Origin of the sequence: Mycolicibacterium helvum, from assembly GCF_010731895.1 — a bacterium.
GTDB classification, from domain to species: domain Bacteria; phylum Actinomycetota; class Actinomycetes; order Mycobacteriales; family Mycobacteriaceae; genus Mycobacterium; species Mycobacterium helvum.
Genome location: NZ_AP022596.1, coordinates 1041437 through 1060274, shown reverse-complemented (window position 1 = coordinate 1060274; position 18838 = coordinate 1041437). Strand labels below are relative to the sequence as shown.

Sequence of the window (18838 nt, the reverse complement as noted above, 5' to 3'; positions counted from 1 at the left end):
GCGACTAGGGTGGTTTCCAGCAGGAAGGGGCACCACAAACCATGGCACAACAGACTGTCGACAACCCGTTCTTCGCCCGCTTCTGGACGGTGCTTTCGGCGCATGAGTCACGAGGCATGCGGGAGCTCCGCCGGGCCAATCTCTTAGGGCTCTCCGGGCGCGTTCTAGAGGTGGGTGCGGGCACCGGGACCAACTTCGCGTTCTACCCCGATTCGGTCACCGAGGTCGTCGCACTCGAGCCAGAGACCCGGCTGGCACCGCTGGCCAAAGCAGCCGCCGCGGCGGCCCCGGTTCCGGTCACCGTGATCGAGTCGACGATCGAGACCATGTCCGCCACCGAGCCCTTCGATGCGGTGGTGTGCTCGCTGGTGCTGTGTTCGGTGGCCGACCCCGACGGGGTGCTGCGTCAGCTCAATGCCGTACTGAGGCCCGGTGGCGAGCTGCGCTACTTCGAGCACATCGCCAGCAGCGGTTGGCGGGGCGGGTTGCAGCGGCTGGCCGATGCCACGATCTGGCCGCGGTTCGCCGGAAACTGCCACACCCACCGCGAGACGGAGCGTTCGATCGCGGGTGCCGGGTTCGTCATCGACACCGCGCGCCGCGAGGCGATGCTGCCGGCGTGGGTGCCGCTGCCGGCGCAGGAGGTCGCGCTGGGGCGGGCGAGGAAAGAGCTTCTAGCTGTTGAGTAGATCGGGCAACTGCTGCAGCAGCCGGGGCAGCGCCGTGCTGGCCGACTGCCGGATCGAAATGGTCGCGTTGTCCGATAGCGGGGTCGGTTCCGGATTGACCTCGACGACGATCACGCCGCGGGCCAGCGCCACGTCGGGCAGGCCGGCCGCGGGGTAGACGATCCCCGAGGTGCCGACCACCACCAGCACGTCGGCGGTGGCCACCGCCTCTACCGAGGCCTGCCACGGCTCATCGGGCAATTGCTCACCGAACCACACGATGCCCGGCCGGATCAGCCCGCCGCACTCACACTGCGGCGGCATCTTCTCCAGTTCGGGTTCGGGCATATCGGGCAGCGGGCCGTGGTAGCGGGATCCGCAGGTGTCGCACCAGAATTCGAAGAGGCTGCCGTGCAGATGATGCACTGTCTTACTGCCGGCGCGCTCGTGCAGGTTGTCCACGTTCTGGGTGACCACGGTGACGTCGGAGTGCTCCTGCCAAGCCGCCACCGCACGGTGTCCGTCGTTGGGCGCCACTCGCTCGACCAGGTGATGCCGCCACAAATACCAGGCCCACACCCGTTCGGGATGGCTTTGCCAGCCGTCGGTGCTGGACAGCTCGTAGGGGTCGTACTTGGCCCACAGTCCGGTCTTGTCGTCGCGAAACGTCGGCACGCCGCTCTCGGCGGATATCCCCGCCCCGCTCAGCACCGCGATACGCACATCCCCAAAATAGCCGGTCTAAGCGATACTGAGCAGGTGTCGGAGTTGGGGCTTGGACTGCGCATAGACGCAGGGGCGGCGCGTCCATTGTTTGATCAGCTCAGAACGCAGGTGATCGAGGGTATCCGCGAGGGGCGGTTGTCGCCCGGCACCAGGTTGCCGACGGTACGTGAGCTGGCCGGCCAGTTGGGGCTGGCGGTCAACACCGTGGCGCGCGCCTACCGGGAGCTGGAGACCGCGGGGATCGTCGAAACCCGGGGCCGATTCGGGACGTTCGTGGCGCGGGCCGACCCGGCCGACGCCGCGATGGCGGCCGCGGCCAACGCCTACGTCGAGGCCGCCCGCGCGCTCGGGTTGGGCAAGCACGAGGCGCTGCAGTATCTGGACTCTGCGTTCGGCTGAGGCGTCAGCCGAATTCCAGCAGGGCGTAGGCGCCACGGAAGCGTTTCGTCGGACCGAAATGCCAGACCGCGGGGAACACCGTCTTGAAGAAGAAGCCGCGACCCTTCGGCATCGGGATGTCATGCACGGCCTTGATTCCCGGGACAGTGTTGGCCAGATCGGCCAGTTGGTTGGTGCTCAGGCTGAACGGCATCGGTGGCACCCGGTAGTGCCGCGAGGACTTCATCCCCTTCGGGGCGATTTTCTTGACCAACACCGGCGGCAGGTCGAAGAACATCTGACCGCCGGGAAAACGCTTGGCGCACTGGACGATAAGATCCATCGCCTCCGCGGGCTGCAGGTACATCAGCAGTCCCTCGGCGGTGATGAAGACGCCTTTGTCGGTGTCCACCTGGTCCATCCAGCTGTAGTCCAGCGCGGACTGGCCCAGCGCGGTGATCCGCGGCGAGGACGGCAGTAGCCGCTCGCGCAGTTCGATCACCGGTGGCAGGTCCACCGACAGCCATCGGAACTGCGGATCGGGCACGGCCTCACTCAATCGCCAGAAGCTGGTCTGGAAGCCCTCGGCCAATGCGACGACGGTGGCCTGCGGATAGCGGCGCAGGTAGTCGACCGTGCAGGCATCGACGGCCAGCGAGCGCACCGCCATCTCCTGGCCCTTACGGCCGAACTTGTCGAAATCGAAATCGATGGCGTCGACGAGCTTGATGGCCATCGGGTCGTGCAGGATCGCACCGGGCAAGCCGGCCTGATAGGCGCGGCCGTTGAGCGTCATCAGCGCGGTTTCCGAGACACCGCGCAACTCGCTGGCATCGATCTTCGGAGTATTCATTTCACTACCTTTGCCAGGGTGCGCAGGTTGCGCGTGGTGGTCGATGACTTGTAGCGCTTCTTGCCCATCGTCTTGCCGATGGTCGAGTCCAGGGTGGACGCCTTGGGTACCTGCCAGTAGAGGACGCCCTCGCCTCGGACGATCTTCTCATCGGGCCTGGCGTCGTCGGCCAGCGTAGTGAGTTCGCCGAGAATGTCGGGATCGCTGACGAACGTCACGTAGGAGTGGTGGCCGTCGACTTCGGCTTCGAAAGGGTACGCCGCGGCGACCGCGCGCACCGCCTCGAGTTCGTACACCAGCACCCAGGCCTCGTAGCCGAACGCATCCCGCAGTGTGGCTTCGGCTTTCGTGCGAACCTTCGCTGCGGTGGTGCCGCCGTCGAGCAGCACGTTACCGCTGGCGAGGACGGTCCGGACGTTGACGAATCCGGCATCGGTCAGCGCGGCGGCGACGTCGGCCATCTTCAGGGTCACGCCGCCGACGTTGACGCCACGCAGGAAAGCGGCATAGCGCGTCATGCCCTCGATCTTAGAACCGGGTGAATGCCGGGTTGTGATCTCGCAGGTTGCCCCTGGCGGGCACTCTACTGCGCAATAGACACGATACTAAGGACCAAGGTCACATGATGCGTAACGAAATAAGTGATTCACTGATGATTCTTGATATACATGGGCGGCGAACGCCACCGCTGAAGAGAGGAAATGTCATGAGCCACGGATTCCGGAGGACTCCCGAGGTCGTCATCATCGGCGCCGGCTTCGGCGGCATGTCAGTCGCCTTGCAGCTCAAGCAGGCTGGCATCGACACCTTCACGATCCTGGAGAAGCAGAGTGAGGTGGGCGGTGTCTGGCAGGCCAACGATTACCCCGGCGCGGCGTGCGACGTGCCCAGCGTCATCTACCAGTTCTCCGATCACCTGAAGCCGAACTGGTCGCGACGGTTCGGCAGTCAGTCCGAGATTCGCGACTACATTCGTCAAGTCTCCATCGAGAGCGGCGTTCGCCCGCATATTCGTTTCGGCGTCGAAGTCCTCAGCGCGGAGTTTGATGACGACACCCTGAAGTGGACGGTCACGCTCACCGACGGTGAGACGTTGACGGCGGACATCTTGGTCGGTGCCACCGGACAGCTGAGCCGTCCGCGTCTGCCTGACGTGGCAGGCCGGGACCGCTTCAGCGGCAGGCAGTTCCACTCCGCGGAATGGGATTACGCGACAGAGCTGACCGGCAAGCGAGTGATCGTGGTAGGCGGCGGCGCAAGCAGCATCCAGATCGTGCCGGCCATCGCCAAAGACGTCGCCCATCTCACGGTGATTCAGCGGTCACCGAGTTGGGTTGTCGGCAAGTACGACTGGACGCCCGGACTCGTCGAGCGCACGTTATCCCGGATACCGGCGTTCCTTCGCGCGTACCACTTGGCGATGTGGTGGTGGTTCGAGGCCAAGTATCCGTTCGTCCTGCACCGATCCGACGGCTTCCGCTCGGTCTACGAACGGGTGTGGCGCAAACGGATGGCCAAACTGCTCGGCGACGAGCAGAAGTACCGGGCGTGCAACCCTGACTATCGAATGGGTTGCGCGCGGCTCCTGCTCTCCAACGAGTGGTACCAAACCCTTGCCCGGCCAGACGTTTCCGTGGTCCGCAGCAACGTCGTATCCATGGATGAATCCGGCGTCGTCGTCTCGGACGGCACGCACATCGACGCCGACGTGGTGATCTGGTGCACCGGCTTCACCGCTACCGAGTACCTTGCGCCGATCACGATCACCGGCCGCGACGGTGCAGACCTGCACCAGCGGTGGAAGGACGGCCCGGAGGCATACCTCGGGGTATCCACCCCCGATTTTCCGAACATGTTCATGTCCTACGGTCCGAACACCGGCTCCCTGACCAACACCATCACCAGCATGCTGGAATACCAGGCCGGCTACATCCGTCAGGCCGTGGAGTACATCGGGCGCAATGGTGGGGCCTACTCGATCTCCCCGTCGGTGCACGACGACTTCAACGACGAGCTCGAACGACGGCTCAAGGGAACGATTTTCACTAGTGGATGCCCGGGCTGGTACTCGACCGCCGGAGGAAAGGTCACGACGGTCTGGGCTGGATCGCACACTGAGTACAAGCGCCGGATTGCCGATTTCGACGCCGCCGTCTACGAGCGGATCACACCGACCGCCGACCGGGTTCGGCAGATCATGCCGCTCGGGGAGGACGCGTCGCTGTGAGGCCGGCGGATCGTGGTCACCGTCGCACACTTGGATGCACCGTCACTGGTCGTCGCGCGCCGGAACGATCCGCTCGACCAGCTCCCGGATATAGGTGCGCCGGGACTCACCGGACTGTTCAATCTCGGGCGCGGGTACCAGTGACAGCGAGAACACCAGCCGCATGAGCAGGTCGCCGATGAAGGTGGCATCGCGAATCGGTAGCGGGTCGTCGAGCCGGTCGTCGCTGAGGACGTGTGCGAATAACGTTGCGCCCAACTCCTGGGCGCTGAAGCCCGATATGCCGCGGGAGAGCGCCAGCACCGTGCCGGGCTCCACGCGGATCAGCCTGATGAAGATCGGGTGACGCAGCGCGTTGTCGATGAATTCGGCCACCATGATCTCGGCGCAATCCACGGTGGTGGTGGCCGTTTGGACGGCCTGGGTTGCGGAGTCGATGACCCTGCGTAGCTCTCGGCTGTAGGTGGCGAGTAGAAGCTGCTCGCGGCTGCCGAATCGGCGGAAAACCGTCATCCGGGCGCAGCCGGCCCGCTCGGCGACCTGGCCGATCGTCAAGTTGCGTTCGCCGTAATCGCCGATCACGGCCGCCGCGGCGTTCAGGATCGCGGTGTCGGTGCGGCTCTCGGTGGTCGTCGCGGCCGAGGCCTGCGCGAACCCGTGAACCATGAAGCGCGCATCCTCCGAGGTCATGGCTTGATCGTGACATGCGCGGTGGCGGTGGGCGCCGGGTGGCCCGGTTGTGGACGAGATCGACCGATCGGGTGTTGCCGTGACATGGCACACATGTTACTAATATGACTAAGTCAGTATCTTTGATATCACTCCGCTGGTCCTGCTGGTCAGTGCCGAGGAGGGGACAGGACGAGAGCCACCGTGAAGCCCTATATGCCCCAGGACAACTACGTCCATACCGCTCCGACCCCGGACGACGCTCACTTTCAGGACAGCCACTGGTGCATGTGGTTCGACGAGCACCGCGGAGTTGCGGGTATGCACCGCTTCGCTATTCACCCGACCACTCTCACCAGCAACTACTGGTGCGCAGTGTTCGGCCCCGGCGGGACCCGCTACCGGAGCTCGGGCTGGGATCTGCGGTGGACGCCGACACAGGAACCCGCGTATCGGGTTTCGGCGTCACAGGGCATCGACTTGTCCGACGATCAGTACAGCCTTCGCGTGTCCGAGCCCGGCTGCGAGGTCGACGTGACGTGGACGTCGAGTCGGCCGATGTTCTCCTATCTCGGCGATGACACCACGACCGCCGATATGGCGGGCAACCACTTCGAGGGTGTCGGACGCGTTGCCGGCACCGTTGTCCTTGGCGGTCAGCGCCATGATGTGGATGCGGTGGCGTTTCGCGACAGGTCTTGGGGTCCGCGGTTGTACTCCGCCGTGCGCGCGCACCGTTGGTTCGCCGGAACGCTCGGACCGGATCTGTGCTTCTCAGCGACGGCAGTGCTCGCGGTCGGGGGCCGCCTGGTGTTCGACGGCATCCTCGTCGACGGCGAGCAACACCACCGAACCAGTGACGTGGACATCGTCATCCACCAGGAAGCCGACGGGCTGACCCATCGTGGGGGTGAGCTTGTCATGCGCTTCGACAGCCGGCCCGAGTTCCGCGTGCGCGCGACGGTCATCGACGGAGCGGTGTTCCCGGTTGCCGGGGGAGCCTTCAACAACGTCGACACCATCTGCGTCGCAGAGTCCGATGGGCGCACCGGATTCTGCAATGTTGAGGCGTCCAACAACATTCACGCCGACGGCACCGATCCCGTCGTGGGGTTGCGCGCATCCATCGTCGACGGCCTCAGCATCAGGGCGTGATGGCATGACGATCTACGACCCCCTGCACGAACCCATCGCCGACGGCGTCCGATGGACCACCCGCAATGTCGGTGAGGCGATTCCCGGTATTCCCACCCCGTTGACCTGGTCGTTGTGGGGGGATGCGATCAACGAGGGCAGCCGAACTCTCTACCGGAGCCTCGGGCTCTACTCCGCTGCCGAACTCGCGGCGCAGGAGGCTCACGGCACGGCGACGATCACCATCTCGCATGGGCGTCCGGTCGCCGTGATCGACACCTTCAGCGTGGCAATGAGCCGAGTGCCGGGAATGAGCCCAGCCAAGTTCGAACTCGACTTCTTCGGCATCGACTCGGACGAGGGCACGCCCCGCCCCGAGCGCCGAGGCTGGCTTCGTGTGCTCCGCAACGCTCCGGTCGCCTTGGCCGGACATCGTGGCAGGGTCGACGCTTTCGTTGCCGAGAGCCGGCAATGGTGGCAGTCGGCCGTCAGCCGGGACATGACCACCGCACAAGCCCGCGCGGTGATCCCCGATGCGCTTGACCGCTTCCGCCACGCAATGTTCCTGCAATCACTTCAAGCGGCCGTGGCCCAGTCGTCGTACCAGGCCGTCGCCAAGCTGGCGGCCAGGGCTGGACACGTTGGTCTGGAAACACAGCTACTGTGCGCAACCTCCGACATGGAGGAAGCCAAGATCGCGGACGGGCTATGGGACATCGGCCGCGGACGGCTGAGCGTCGCCGAATTCGTCGCCCACCACGGCTATCACGGGCCGGATGCCGGTGAGCTCGTGAGCCGGTCGTGGCGGGAGGCGCCCAACCTGGTTGTGGATGCTGCCGCGGCGTACCAAACAATGCCCGAGGAGTCGAGCCCCGCTGCTCGTCGGCGGGCTCGGCGAAACGATAAGAGTGCTGCCGTGAAACTGGTTCATGACGGACTGTCACCGGCGTTGCGCCCGGTGTTCGACGCGGCCCTGCGTAGTGCATCCCGCGCAGAAGCACGACGAGAGGCGGTCAAGGCGGCCTTCCTGCGGGTGTTGGACGTCCTTCGGCTCGCTATCCGTTGCACTGCAGATGATTTCGTACAGCGCGGCCTGCTGGAATCCGCCGATGACATCGTGTACCTGACCTTCGAAGAGATCGCCGCTGGACGGCCGCCGGCCGCAGCGAGCGACATCGTGCGGTTTCGCATGCAACAGCGCAAGCGCTATCAGGACATCGAGCTGTCCGGTTACGGCGTGGGTGAACCCTCGCCGATCACCGTGACGACGTCGGTCGCCATAGTCGGTGAGACCGTGTCGGGTCTGCCGGTGTCGTCGGGGATCGCCACCGGGATCGCCCGGGTTGTCACCGACGCCGCCGAGTGCACCCAACCGCTGTCAGCGCAGGAGATCCTCGTTGCCCGGACCACCGATCCCGGCTGGGTTGCGCTCTTCATGGGGGCTGCGGGTCTGGTCGTCGACGTGGGCGGCCCGCTCAGTCACGCGGCGATCATCGCCAGAGCCCTTGGTATTCCGTGTGTCATCAACACCATCGACGGGACCAAGCGGATCACCAACGGCGCAGAGATCCGCGTTGACGGGGCTACCGGCCAGGTATCCATCCTTGGCGAGGGCAATCCTGTCGAGGCCACGATATCGGCACCGTCGGAAACACCGACCTCCGTCGCCGACGAATACGTTGCCGAGATCCTGCCGATCTTGCATGTTCTGATCGTGAAGGGAATGGCGTCGGCTGATGTCATCTGTCAGTCGACCGGGCTCGAACCGGCTGCCGTGCAGGAGATGCTGGAGATAGCGGCGCGCGATGGTCTGGTGAAGCTGCGGAAGGGGCGCCTCGCGGGCTGGATTCTGAGCCCGAGCGGTCGCCACGTCCACGCCGCGATGCTGGCAAAGCACATGGCGGAGTTGGGCTGCCGCCCCCAAACCGAGACGGCGTACGCTGCGTTCCTCACCCTGAATCAGCCCTTCAAGGAGATCTGCACGGCCTGGCAGATGCGCCCAGATATCACCGGGGCCGGTCAGATCAACGATCACAGCGACCCGGAGTACGACACAGTCGTCATCGATCGACTTCGCGAATTCCATACCGCAGCGCTCGCCATGACAGCTGAGTTCCCAGCCGAACTCCCGCACCTGTCCGGATACGCAGGCCGTCTCGAAAGTGCTTGGCAGCGTCTTGATTCAGGCGAGAAGTCGGCGTTCGCCGACCCGTTGACCGACAGCTACCACGACGTCTGGATGGAGTTGCATCAAGACCTGATGACCACCTTGGGCCGCGAGCGATCGAGCGCGGACGGGCACTGAGCCAGAGGAAGCCATGACAATCACCGTTACCACCACGATGCCCATCTACCGGTTCGACCACCCGCACGAGGCACCGCCCAGGGAATTGGGTGCGTTACTGGGAGGCAAAGGCGCCGGCCTGGCCGAGATGACGTCGGTCTTGGGATTGCCTGTGCCGCCGGGCTTCACGATTGCCGTCGACATGTGCAGCGAGTACCGGCGCAGCGGCTGGCCGGCCCAACTGACGCCGGCGATCAACGCCGAAGTGGCGGTGATCGGAGACCGCGTCGGTCGCAGCTTCGGTGCGAACGATGACCCGCTGTTGGTCGCGGTGCGCAGTGGTGCGCCCCGGTCGATGCCGGGGATGCTCGATACCGTTCTCAACCTCGGGATCAACGAGTCCAACGTGACCGGACTCGCGGCTGTCGCCAATGATGAAGGCTTTGCGTGGGACACCTATCGACGGTTCCTGCGCATGTTCGGGGCCACCGTCCTGGGCGCGCCGCACCAGGTTCTTGGCGAGCCGGGCCGCAACGGGCGCAGCGTCGCCGAACTCCGAGCCGAGACCAAGCGGTTGCAGACGGTCATCGAGAAGGAGACGGGTACGGCAGTACCCGCCGAACCCGAACAACAACTGCGCCAGGCAGTGGAGGCGGTATTCCGGTCATGGGACAACCCCCGCGCCCGGGCCTACCGCGCACGCGAGGGCGTGGACGAGTCGACGGGGACCGCGGTCAACGTCCAGGCGATGGTGTTCGGCAACCGCGGCACGAATTCCGGCACCGGCGTGGTGTTCACCCGGAATCCGTCCACCGGCGAGAGCAAGCCATTCGGTGATTTTCTGCCCGAGGCCCAGGGTGAGGACGTTGTGTCGGGCGCCGCGCGAACCCAGGACATCAGTGCGCTCGAGCAGTACGACCCACACGCATACACCGAGCTGCTGCGGCATCTGCGCCGGCTCGAGGAGCACTACCGCGACATCTGCGATGTGGAATTCACCTACGAGCAGGGACGATTGTGGATTCTGCAGACCAGAGTCGGAAAGCGCAGCGCAATTGCTGCCGTTCGGGCCGCGGTCGCGATGGTCACCGACCCGCACATCGCGCTGACCACCGAGGAGGCGGTTGCCCGCGTCCCCGCTGATGTTCGCGCCCGTGCGTGCGCCGACCTGGCCGGCAGCCGCGGTACGCACGGCTCCAAAGTTGCGACGGGACTGGCTGCTTCGCCGGGGCAGGCCAGTGGGCGAGTGGTCCTCGATGCGAACGACGCTGCGCTTGCCGAGGACGGCGTGATTCTGGTGCGGGCAGAGACAGATCCCGATGACGTGCACGGCATGTCGGTTGCCAAGGGCATTCTGACGATGCGTGGCGGCCTTGTCAGTCACGCCGCGGTAGTGGCGCGGGGCTGGGGTGTGCCCGCAGTTGTCGGCGCCCACGAACTGTCGATCGACGGCGAGAACATCCTCGGCCCCGCCGGTCAGGTGCTGTTCCGGGCCGGGGACACGATCACGGTCGACGGCTCTACCGGCGCCGTGTGGTTGGGTCTGGCGACCGAAGGTGAACCGATCGCGGCGGGCTCGGTCGAATCGCTGCTCCCGGAGCTCGCAATCCTCGACGCCTGGGACTCCCGTGCATCGAAGAAGCCTGCGGTGCAGCTGAACAGCGCGTTCGTGCCGAACCCCGTCCACATGGAAAGTCCGTCGAACGCCGCGTGGACGACTGCCGGAGTGGCCGAGGCCGTTCCAGCCGTGCCGACACCACTGACCTGGGACCTGTTCGAGCGCAACGGCGAGCAAGCGATGCGCAGGGCGTGGCACCGGATCGGGCTGATCACCAAGGATGAAGTGTCCGACCGAGATCCGTTCCATCGCCTGTTCGGCGTGTTCCACGGTCGCCCGGCCATCAACGTGGACCGGATGCGCTGGATTGCTGATCGAACACCCACCCTCGGTGCGGCTGGGCTCCTGCGGGTACCCGCCGTCTACCTGCGCCTGCCGCGGGCAATGCGAGCCGCTGCAGCCAATCAGCAGGTTTGGTACGAACGGACCCTCGCCGATCTCGAACGTGGACGCAATGCGCGCGCAGTTTTCCTGCGGGCTGAGCGGATGCTGGAATCGGCGTTGGAGTGGGACGCTCTCGGCGCTCACGGTTGCATGATTGCTGTGCAGTCGTTGACGGCGGCGTGCCGATCAGCCGGATTGGGCGGCCTGGAATGTGAAATCGGCTCGGCGGGTGCGAGACTCATCGAACAGCAGTTGCTCGACGAGTTGGCCGCCGTGGCGCGTGACGAACAGAGTCTGGCGAGTTTCCTGGCCCGGTTCGGTTACCACGGGCCAGCTGCGTTCGAGTTGTCCGCGCCCTCGTGGCGCGAACGGCCGGAGCTCCTTGCGGCAACACTGCAACGGCGTGCAGCGCTGCCCGATCGTGGCTCGCGTGACAAGGTGAACCCTTCACACGAGGCAGTGGCCCGGCTGCTCGGTAGCGCGTCGTGGCGCCATCGCGCGACGGCAAAAGCGGCCGTAGCCATGGCTCGGCAGCTGGTTGCGCCCCGTGAAGAAGGCGCAGCCATGGTATTGCAGGTCTTCGACGTTCTGCGGGCCGCTGCACGAATCATGGGACGGGAGTTCGTCGCCGGCGGATTGCTGGCCAAGCCAGCTGACGTGCTGCTACTGACCTCGGCGGAGTTGCTGCATGCCGATCCGTCCTTGTTGTCCAGCATCGTCGACGTCCGCGCCGGCCAGCGCGCTCGGTATCTCGCTCACGAGTTGCCCGAGTCGTGGATCGGGCAGCCGGCCGCCTTGCCGCGCTCGGGTCCCGCCCAGTCGGACGCGCAGAGCACCCACCTCAAAGGCGTCGCGGCATCGGCAGGTGTTGCGCAGGGAGTCGTTCGCGTCGTCCTCGATCCCGTCACCGACCCGTTCGAACCAGGGGAGATTCTGGTGTGTCCGACGGCGGACACCGGCTGGATTCCGTACATGTCGTGTGCTGCAGCTGTTGTCGTAGACGCTGGTGGGTCGATGAGCCGCGGTGCATTCATCGCGCGGGAGCTGGGAGTGCCGTGCGTGATGGACACCGGGGCGGGAACCAAGGTGCTCTCGACCGGTGACAGAGTTAGCGTCGACGGCGGTGGCGGCACGGTGATTCACTGCTGAGCCGCGCCGGCGCCGACAGATGGCCGCGGAGGTGCTCGGTCACGTCGGCGTGCAGCCGACGCATCTTCCGAGACCACGGCACGAGGATGTCGGCAGCGTGGTACATGCCGGGGACCACGCGGAGTTCGCAGGGAATTCCGCACTCGCGCAGTCGGTTCGCATACTCGGTCGACTGGGCACAGAGAATGTCGATATCGCCGACGGCGATGAGTGTGGGTGGGGCTGCGGTCAGATCATCCCGTCGGCTCGCGACGGAATAGGGGGGGCAGTCACCGGCATTGTTCCCGAGGTAGCTGTCCCACGCGAACTGATTCGACGTGCCGTTCCACGCGACGCCGGCGCACAGTGGTGACTGAACAGGCCGGTTGTCCAGCATCGGGTAAAGCAATGCCAGCGAACGGATTTCGATACCTTCATCGCGGCACCGCTGTGCGCATGTGGCAGCGAGGCCACCGCCGGCGCTGGCCCCGGCGAGCGCAATGCGGTTCGGGTCGATGCCGAGTTGGTCGGCGTGGGCGATCGCCCATTTCACCGTGCCGACGCAGTCGTCGAGCGCGGCGGGGAAGGAATGTTGGGGTGCCAAGCGATAGTCGGGCGCCACGACCACGGCATCGACCCGGCGCGCCAGGATCCCGGCCATCGGACCCTCGAACTGCGGAGAGCCTGCGATCATGCCGCCTGAATGCAGCCAGATCACCAGCGGCCGGCGGCGCGCTTCACCGGCTGGTGTCGTCACTCGTACCCGGATGTTCGCCTCGCCAAAAAAGCGGGTCCGGACGCGGACCCCTGGACCCGACCACCGCGGTACCTGGAACATCATTCGCCATATCGGCAATGTCGCCGCCGTATACGGGACAGACACCATGGGCAACAGTGGGCTGCGCAGTTGCGGATCGACCCCACGCCGATCACACCATGCGGTCAGCGCTGCCTTCGCGGCGAACCCGGCGCCGGCGATACCCGTGCTCCAGGCCAACCGCGACGTTATACCTCTGGCGTGCATCGAACTGCCCTTCTGCCGCGGCACCGGCAATGCTCTCCGCGAGTTCAGAACTCGCGGAGAGCATTGCCAGGGGGATCAGGCCTCCAGCGACGCCGGGGGCAGGAAGCGGTCGCCGTACTTGGCGGCCAGCTCTTTGGCTCGAGCCACGAACGCTGCCTTGCCGGTGCCCAGCGGACCGGAGTAGCCGACGATGAACTGCGCGCTGCCGCCGGTCCACGCGGGATACCCGATGCCGAGTATCGAGCCGATGTTGGCATCGGCAGTCGTGGTGAGGACCGCCTCGTCGATGCACTTCTGGGTTTCCAGTGCCTCGGCGAACAGCATGCGGTCAATCATGTCCTGCATCGGAATATCGGCGGTGCCGGACTTGAAGGTCTCGGCCAGGCCCTCCCACAGCCCGACGCGTTTGCCGTCGACGTAGGAGTAGAACCCGGCACCCTTGAGGCGGGAGGGCCGGCCGATCTCGATCATCTGATCGACGACGTACTCGCCGGGGTGCTTGACGTAGGTACGCCCCGCCTCCTGGGATCCGCGCTCATTGGCGATCGAAACCTTCTGCAACAGATCGAGATTGAGCTCATCGAGTAGCTGCAGCGGCGGCGCCGGGTAGCCGGCCTGCTTACCCGCCTGTTCGATACTGGCGGGGGCTTCACCCTCGCCGAGCATCGCCATGGCCTCGTTGACGAAGGTGCCGATGACCCGGCTGGTGAAGAACCCGCGGCTGTCGTTGACCACGATCGGGGTCTTGCCGATGGCCAGCGTGTAATCGAACACCCGGGCCAGCGCCTCGTCGGAGGTCTTCTCACCCCGGATGATCTCCACCAGTGGCATCTTGTCGACCGGCGAGAAGAAGTGGATACCGATGAAATCCTCTTGGCGCTTGACCCCGGACGCCAGCCCGGTGATGGGCAGCGTCGAGGTGTTCGAACCCAGCAGCGCGTTCGGTTCGACGATGTCCTCGATCTCGCCGAAGACCTTGTGCTTGAGGTCCTGGTTCTCGAAGACGGCCTCGATGACGAAGTCGACGCCCTGAAGGCCCTGCGGATCGGCGGTTGGCGTGATGCGGGCGAGGAGCGTGTCACTGCGCTCCTGGGTGGTGCGGCCCCGCTCGAGTGCCTTGGCCTCGATCTTCTCCGAGTAGTTCTTGCCCATTTCGGCGGCTTCGATGCTGACATCCTTGAGTACCACGTCGAAGCCGGCTTTCGCCGAGACGTAGGCGATGCCGGCGCCCATCATGCCCGCGCCCAGCACACCGATTTTGCGGATCTCCTGCTTCGCGATGCCCTCCGGGCGAGAGCCACCGCCGTTGATGGCCTGCATATCGAAGAAGAAGGCCTGGATCATGTTGCTGGAGATCTGGCCGGCCGCCAACTGCGTCAGATAACGGCTCTCGATGCGGCTGGCGGTGTCGAGGTCGACCTGGGCACCCTCGACCGCGGCGGCCAGGATGGCTCGCGGGGCCGGCATCGGCGCGCCCTTGAGCTGCTTGCGCAGCAGCGCCGGGAACGATGGCAGGATCGCGGCCAGCGCCGGGCTGGACGGAGTGCCGCCGGGCATCTTGTAGCCCTTCTTGTCCCACGGCTGCTCGAAAGCGTCGGGGTTGGCCTTGATCCAAGCCTTGGCAGCGGGCACCAGTTCCTCGACGGTGCCGACCACTTCGTCGATAAGCCCGATTTCGACCGCCTTGGCCGGCTTGAACCGGGTGCCCTGGCTCAGGACCTCCATGAAGGCTTTCTGGACGCCGAACATCCGCACCGTGCGCGCGACACCGCCGCCGCCGGGCAGCAGGCCCAAAGTGACCTCGGGCAGGCCGATCTGCACACCCTTGACGTCGGCTGCGATGCGGTGATGACATGCCAGCGTGATCTCCAGGCCGCCGCCGAGTGCGGCGCCGTTGATGGCGGCGACGACCGGGACGCCCAGCGTCTCCAACTTGCGCAGGTCGGCCTTGATGTACTCCGCGGTGGCGAAGAACTGGTCCGCAGTCTCCGGCGTGACCTGCTGAATCGCCTTGAGGTCACCTCCGGCGAAGAAGGTCTTCTTCGCGCTGGTTATCACCACGCCGGTGACCGAATCCTTCTCGGCGGCAAGGCGATCCACCGCATTGTGCATGGACGCTTGGTAGTGCTCGTTCATGACGTTGGCCGACCCGGTGGGATCGTCCAACGTCAGGGTGACGATGCCGTCGGCATCCTTGTCCCATTGGATGGTGTTCTCTACAGCCATTTTTCGGTCTTCCTACCTCGTCCTAGACGCGCTCGATGATGGTGGCCACGCCCATGCCGCCGCCGATGCACAGCGTGAGCAGGGCACGCCGGGCGCCGCGGCGCTCCAGTTCGTCGACCATGGTTCCGATGATCATGGCGCCGGTGGCGCCCAGCGGGTGGCCCATCGCGATGGCACCACCGTTGACGTTGAGCTTCTCGTCCGGGATGCCCAGATCCTTCTGGAACTTCAGCACCACTGAGGCGAACGCCTCGTTGATCTCGAACAGGTCGATGTCATCGACGGTGAGCCCGGCGCGGTCGAGCACCTTGCGGGTAGCCGGTGTCGGGCCGGTGAGCATGATGGTCCCGTCGGCACCGCTGGTGGCGGTAGCCGCCACGCGCGCGCGCGGGGTCAGACCCTGTGATGCGCCGGCCGCTTCGGAGCCGATGAGCACCAGCGCGGCGCCGTCGACGATGCCCGAGCTGTTACCGCCGGTGTGCACATGGTTGATCTTCTCGACGGCGTGGTACTTCTGCAGCGCCACATCGTCGAAACCACCCATCGCGCCGACTCCCTCGAATGCCGGCTTGAGCTTGGCCAGATCCTCCATCGTGGTGCCAGGCCGCATGTGCTCGTCGTGATCCAGTACCAGTGTGCCGTTTTGGTCACGCACGGGAACAACGGATTTCGCGAAGTAGCCGCCTGACCATGCTGCGGCAGCCTTCTCCTGGCTGCGCAGTGCGTAGCCGTCGACATCCTCCCGGGAGAAACCCTCCATGGTGGCGATCAAGTCTGCGCCGATGCCCTGCGGGACGAACGACACCGCATAGTTGGTCTCCGGGTCAGCGGCCCAGGCGCCACCGTCGGAGCCCATCGGTACCCGGCTCATCGACTCGACGCCGCCGGCCAGCACCAGGTCGTCCCAGCCCGATCGCACCTTCTGCGCGGCCAAGTTGACCGCTTCCAAGCCCGATCCACAGAACCGGTTGAGCTGGAACCCGCCCGTGGTGTCGGGCATGGCCGCGAGCAGGACCGCGGTACGGGCGATATCGCCGCCCTGATCGCCGACCGGCGACACACAGCCCAGGATCACGTCGCTGATCAGCTTCTCGTCCAGATCAGGGAAGCGGATCCGCATTTCGTTGATCAGGCCAACGACTAGGTTGATGGGCTTGACCTCGGTCAACGAGCCGCCGCGCTGCTTACCGCGCGGTGTTCGGATCGCCTCGTAGATGAAGGCTTCTTCGGACATGGTCACCTTTCTGAGTTGAATCGAGCGGCTCCGCCCTCGCCGCCATGGACAGTAATGTGCCCAGCATGGATGGCATAAAGCTATGCGTATTTAAACTAGGAGCGCGATTAATCGCAACTATGCGTATAACGCCCGACTATGGTCGCTGAGCCCCGTCGAGCTGCGGCAGGACGTCGCGGATGATGGTGAGCACGGTCTGAGTCAGCAGCAGGAAGACGTCTTCGCGTGACAAGGTGTTGTGCACCAACCATTGCCGCCCGGCGGCACGGGTCAACCCGCCGAATGCGAGCAACAGGGTGTGCAGCCGGGCGCGCTGGGGGTGGCCGTCAAGGCGTAGTGCCTCGAGCATGCGATCGGCGGCCACCTGATCGGCTTGTTCGAGGATGGCCTGCAAGTCTCGGTCGCCTGCGTCGAGACTGATCGTCGATGTCCACATGGCCTTGTGGCGCGCGGTGACTGACAACCAGTAGTCGATGCTGACCCGGATGCGCTCTTCGAGCGCATCGTCGGGTATGCCCTCCACCACTGTTGAGGGGACATTCGGTGGGACGAGTGCCAGGCGGCGGACCACCTCGAGGTAGAGCTCACGTTTCGTGCCGAAGTAGTAGTGGATGAGGGGGCGGCCGACTCCGGATTCATCGGCGATCGCACCGGTGGATACCTCGCTGTAGGGCCGACATTCGAAGTGGCGCGCCGCGATCATCAGGATTTGTTCGCGGCGGCGTTCTGAACCGATGCGTCGCCGCCGGGGTGGCAGGCGTTCGGCTGCCGTATCGGTCGGTTGCATGGGGGCCGTTCTTCTCCGGTGCCGTCGGGGCGCGGCCTCGAGGGCTGGCGACACGCCTGGTTAAGCCTTAGCTCATGCTCGCATACCCGAGCGACATGGAGTCCCGATCCGATGCCTGCGATGTAAAAACGAGCAGATAATGCGCAAATTGTTGACCGAGCCGCCTTCGGGCAAATAATATGCGTGTTACTCCGTCGATCGGCTACGAGGGGGGTCCGATCGGCAGACGTATCGGGCCGCGACAGTGGCCCACAACGTTTGGTCAGCGGGCCAGTCGGACAGGTGCAGAAAGGGTTTAGGCCATGGGAATTGCAGCCGTGACATCAACCGCCAACTCGGCGACCGGTGCAAGCGCGGAGGCCGGGGACATCACCTGGGCGCTCGGACCCGGTTCGGTGAGCTGGCGGGTGATGAAGGACCCGACGGTCTTCATCATCGGCCTGCTGCGCGAAGCGATGCTGTTGACCCTGCATCCTGCATTTGCCGCCGCGGCAGTCGACCACGACAGCTTCAACGATGATCCCGTCGCACGATTCAAACACGTCGCCTGGTACACCTACGGGGCCACCTACGGCACTCCGGACGAGGCTGAGTTCGTCAGCGATATCGTCCGCCGCAGGCACAACACGATCGTCGGCATGGAGCCGTTGACACAGCTGCCCTACCAGGCGAACGCCGAATACGAACTCGTTCTGACCCAGGCGATGCTGTCGGCGTCCTTCCTGGCCGCCTATGAACTGCTCTATGGCGAGCTCACCAGCGCCCAGCGGGATCAGTTCTGCCGGGAGCAGAAGGTGCCCGCCGCGCTGCTCGGCGTCAATCCCGCTCACCTTCCGGACACCTATGGTGGCCTCGTCGACTTCATTGCACAGGCGCGCAATCGCTTCGCGACCGGCTTGCAGGCCCGAGAAGTCCTGTCGCCCTTCGCGAACGGCGTGTATCCGCGCGGCACGGCGATTGGTGACCTGCCGGCCGGAGTGCGGCAGGCGGCAATGTTCGTCCTGCGCTCCTTCTCCGACATGGCGATGTTGACCATGTCCTGGGAGGAGCGTGAGCTCATCTCGATCAACCGCCGTCCCAAGCTCGGGTCGCGCCGTGCCACCGAAGCCGCGATGCGGCTGCTGTCGAAGTGGTTCACAGGGGAGAAGGGCCAGGCCTTCTTCGAGAAGTTCCTCGGAGAGCGTTTCGCGGCGATCTACACCCGTGGCTTGGCCGCCGAGACCGCTCCTGGTGGGCGCACCCGGGTGGCGAAATTCGAAGTCCCCGAAGCGACACCGTGCTTGTTCCAGCACGACGATCTGCTGCGCAACTGGCCTGGATCCACCGCGGAGTACTACCTCGGTGTGGAGCGCGAGCTCAACCAGGATGCGTCCACTCCGGCGCCGACGCCAGTGCTGCTGAGCGCGACGGCGTCCGCTTCATCCTGATCGACTACCGCCACGTGCCGGGGGTGCGCACCGCCGCAGCTCCGGCACGTGGCTGTTAGCAGTCAGTTTCA

At 65.3% G+C, this 18838-nt stretch carries 15 protein-coding genes; 7 read left to right on the top strand and 8 right to left on the bottom strand.

Annotation, left to right across the window (positions count from 1 at the left end; genetic code table 11):
• Positions 1–41: 41 nt before the first annotated feature.
• Positions 42–689: a class I SAM-dependent methyltransferase gene (locus tag G6N38_RS04690; protein WP_163746471.1), complete on the top strand. Its 648-nt coding sequence runs from the start codon at positions 42–44 to the stop codon at positions 687–689.
• On the opposite strand, the gene G6N38_RS04685 is transcribed toward G6N38_RS04690, so the two are convergent.
• Positions 675–1391 (bottom strand): NAD-dependent deacylase, encoded by a 717-nt coding sequence (locus G6N38_RS04685; protein ID WP_163746470.1) that lies wholly within the window; start codon positions 1389–1391, stop codon positions 675–677. The two genes, G6N38_RS04690 and G6N38_RS04685, sit on opposite strands and share 15 nt — an antisense overlap.
• A gap of 36 nt (positions 1392–1427) precedes the next feature.
• Here G6N38_RS04685 and G6N38_RS04680 point away from each other — a divergent pair, with 36 nt between their 5' ends.
• Positions 1428–1793: an Rv1152 family transcriptional regulator gene (locus G6N38_RS04680; protein ID WP_163746469.1), complete on the top strand. Its 366-nt coding sequence runs from the start codon at positions 1428–1430 to the stop codon at positions 1791–1793.
• 4 nt (positions 1794–1797) lie between these two features.
• Here G6N38_RS04680 and G6N38_RS04675 read toward each other — a convergent pair whose 3' ends face one another.
• Positions 1798–2625, bottom strand: a complete 828-nt coding sequence (locus G6N38_RS04675; protein WP_163746468.1) for a class I SAM-dependent methyltransferase — start codon at positions 2623–2625, stop codon at positions 1798–1800.
• Positions 2622–3143, bottom strand: coding sequence for a DUF1697 domain-containing protein (locus G6N38_RS04670; protein ID WP_163746467.1), 522 nt, complete (start codon positions 3141–3143; stop codon positions 2622–2624). Before G6N38_RS04670 ends, G6N38_RS04675 begins: the two co-directional genes overlap by 4 nt.
• Before the next feature lie 188 nt (positions 3144–3331).
• Between G6N38_RS04670 and G6N38_RS04665 the strand changes: the two genes are divergently transcribed.
• Complete coding sequence (locus G6N38_RS04665) at positions 3332–4852, top strand: flavin-containing monooxygenase (RefSeq protein WP_163746466.1); 1521 nt, start codon at positions 3332–3334, stop codon at positions 4850–4852.
• 42 nt (positions 4853–4894) lie between these two features.
• On the opposite strand, the gene G6N38_RS04660 is transcribed toward G6N38_RS04665, so the two are convergent.
• Complete coding sequence (locus G6N38_RS04660) at positions 4895–5542, bottom strand: TetR/AcrR family transcriptional regulator (protein WP_163746465.1); 648 nt, start codon at positions 5540–5542, stop codon at positions 4895–4897.
• 183 nt (positions 5543–5725) lie between these two features.
• Between G6N38_RS04660 and G6N38_RS04655 the strand changes: the two genes are divergently transcribed.
• From G6N38_RS04655 to G6N38_RS04645, 3 genes are read left to right on the top strand one after another with little or no spacing between them, the layout of a single operon-like run.
• Positions 5726–6676 (top strand): DUF7064 domain-containing protein, encoded by a 951-nt coding sequence (locus G6N38_RS04655; RefSeq protein WP_163746464.1) that lies wholly within the window; start codon positions 5726–5728, stop codon positions 6674–6676.
• 4 nt (positions 6677–6680) lie between these two features.
• Positions 6681–8960 (top strand): PEP-utilizing enzyme, encoded by a 2280-nt coding sequence (locus G6N38_RS04650; protein ID WP_163746463.1) that lies wholly within the window; start codon positions 6681–6683, stop codon positions 8958–8960.
• Between the two features lie 13 nt (positions 8961–8973).
• The gene (locus G6N38_RS04645; RefSeq protein WP_163746462.1) at positions 8974–12090 is read left to right on the top strand and encodes a pyruvate, phosphate dikinase; all 3117 of its coding nucleotides are present in this window, start codon (positions 8974–8976) and stop codon (positions 12088–12090) included.
• Here G6N38_RS04645 and G6N38_RS04640 read toward each other — a convergent pair.
• From G6N38_RS04640 to G6N38_RS04625, 4 genes are all read right to left on the bottom strand, one after another.
• Entirely contained in the window at positions 12050–12826 is a 777-nt protein-coding gene (locus tag G6N38_RS04640; RefSeq protein WP_220101379.1) for an alpha/beta hydrolase, read from the bottom strand. The genes G6N38_RS04645 and G6N38_RS04640 overlap by 41 nt on opposite strands.
• A gap of 342 nt (positions 12827–13168) precedes the next feature.
• On the bottom strand, positions 13169–15319 hold the full coding sequence (locus G6N38_RS04635; protein WP_163746460.1) for a 3-hydroxyacyl-CoA dehydrogenase NAD-binding domain-containing protein: 2151 nt from the start codon (positions 15317–15319) through the stop codon (positions 13169–13171).
• 22 nt (positions 15320–15341) lie between these two features.
• Positions 15342–16553, bottom strand: coding sequence for an acetyl-CoA C-acetyltransferase (locus G6N38_RS04630; protein ID WP_163746459.1), 1212 nt, complete (start codon positions 16551–16553; stop codon positions 15342–15344).
• A 136-nt stretch (positions 16554–16689) separates the two neighbouring features.
• Complete coding sequence (locus tag G6N38_RS04625) at positions 16690–17340, bottom strand: TetR/AcrR family transcriptional regulator (RefSeq protein ID WP_163746458.1); 651 nt, start codon at positions 17338–17340, stop codon at positions 16690–16692.
• Between the two features lie 302 nt (positions 17341–17642).
• Between G6N38_RS04625 and G6N38_RS04620 the strand changes: the two genes are divergently transcribed.
• Positions 17643–18767 (top strand): oxygenase MpaB family protein, encoded by a 1125-nt coding sequence (locus tag G6N38_RS04620; RefSeq protein ID WP_163746457.1) that lies wholly within the window; start codon positions 17643–17645, stop codon positions 18765–18767.
• The last annotated feature ends 71 nt before the right edge of the window (positions 18768–18838 follow it).

Bases quoted from the DNA above. Each gene is read 5' to 3' on its own strand.
- G6N38_RS04650 (WP_163746463.1), top strand. From the start codon at position 6,681: ATGACGATCTACGACCCCCTGCACGAACCCATCGCCGACGGCGTCCGA.
- G6N38_RS04620 (WP_163746457.1), top strand. From the start codon at position 17,643: ATGGGAATTGCAGCCGTGACATCAACCGCCAACTCGGCGACCGGTGCA.
- G6N38_RS04675 (WP_163746468.1), bottom strand. From the start codon at position 2,625: ATGAATACTCCGAAGATCGATGCCAGCGAGTTGCGCGGTGTCTCGGAA.
- G6N38_RS04670 (WP_163746467.1), bottom strand. From the start codon at position 3,143: ATGACGCGCTATGCCGCTTTCCTGCGTGGCGTCAACGTCGGCGGCGTG.
- G6N38_RS04645 (WP_163746462.1), top strand. From the start codon at position 8,974: ATGACAATCACCGTTACCACCACGATGCCCATCTACCGGTTCGACCAC.
- G6N38_RS04660 (WP_163746465.1), bottom strand. From the start codon at position 5,542: ATGACCTCGGAGGATGCGCGCTTCATGGTTCACGGGTTCGCGCAGGCC.
- G6N38_RS04665 (WP_163746466.1), top strand. From the start codon at position 3,332: ATGAGCCACGGATTCCGGAGGACTCCCGAGGTCGTCATCATCGGCGCC.
- G6N38_RS04630 (WP_163746459.1), bottom strand. From the start codon at position 16,553: ATGTCCGAAGAAGCCTTCATCTACGAGGCGATCCGAACACCGCGCGGT.
- G6N38_RS04625 (WP_163746458.1), bottom strand. From the start codon at position 17,340: ATGCAACCGACCGATACGGCAGCCGAACGCCTGCCACCCCGGCGGCGA.
- G6N38_RS04635 (WP_163746460.1), bottom strand. From the start codon at position 15,319: ATGGCTGTAGAGAACACCATCCAATGGGACAAGGATGCCGACGGCATC.
- G6N38_RS04690 (WP_163746471.1), top strand. From the start codon at position 42: ATGGCACAACAGACTGTCGACAACCCGTTCTTCGCCCGCTTCTGGACG.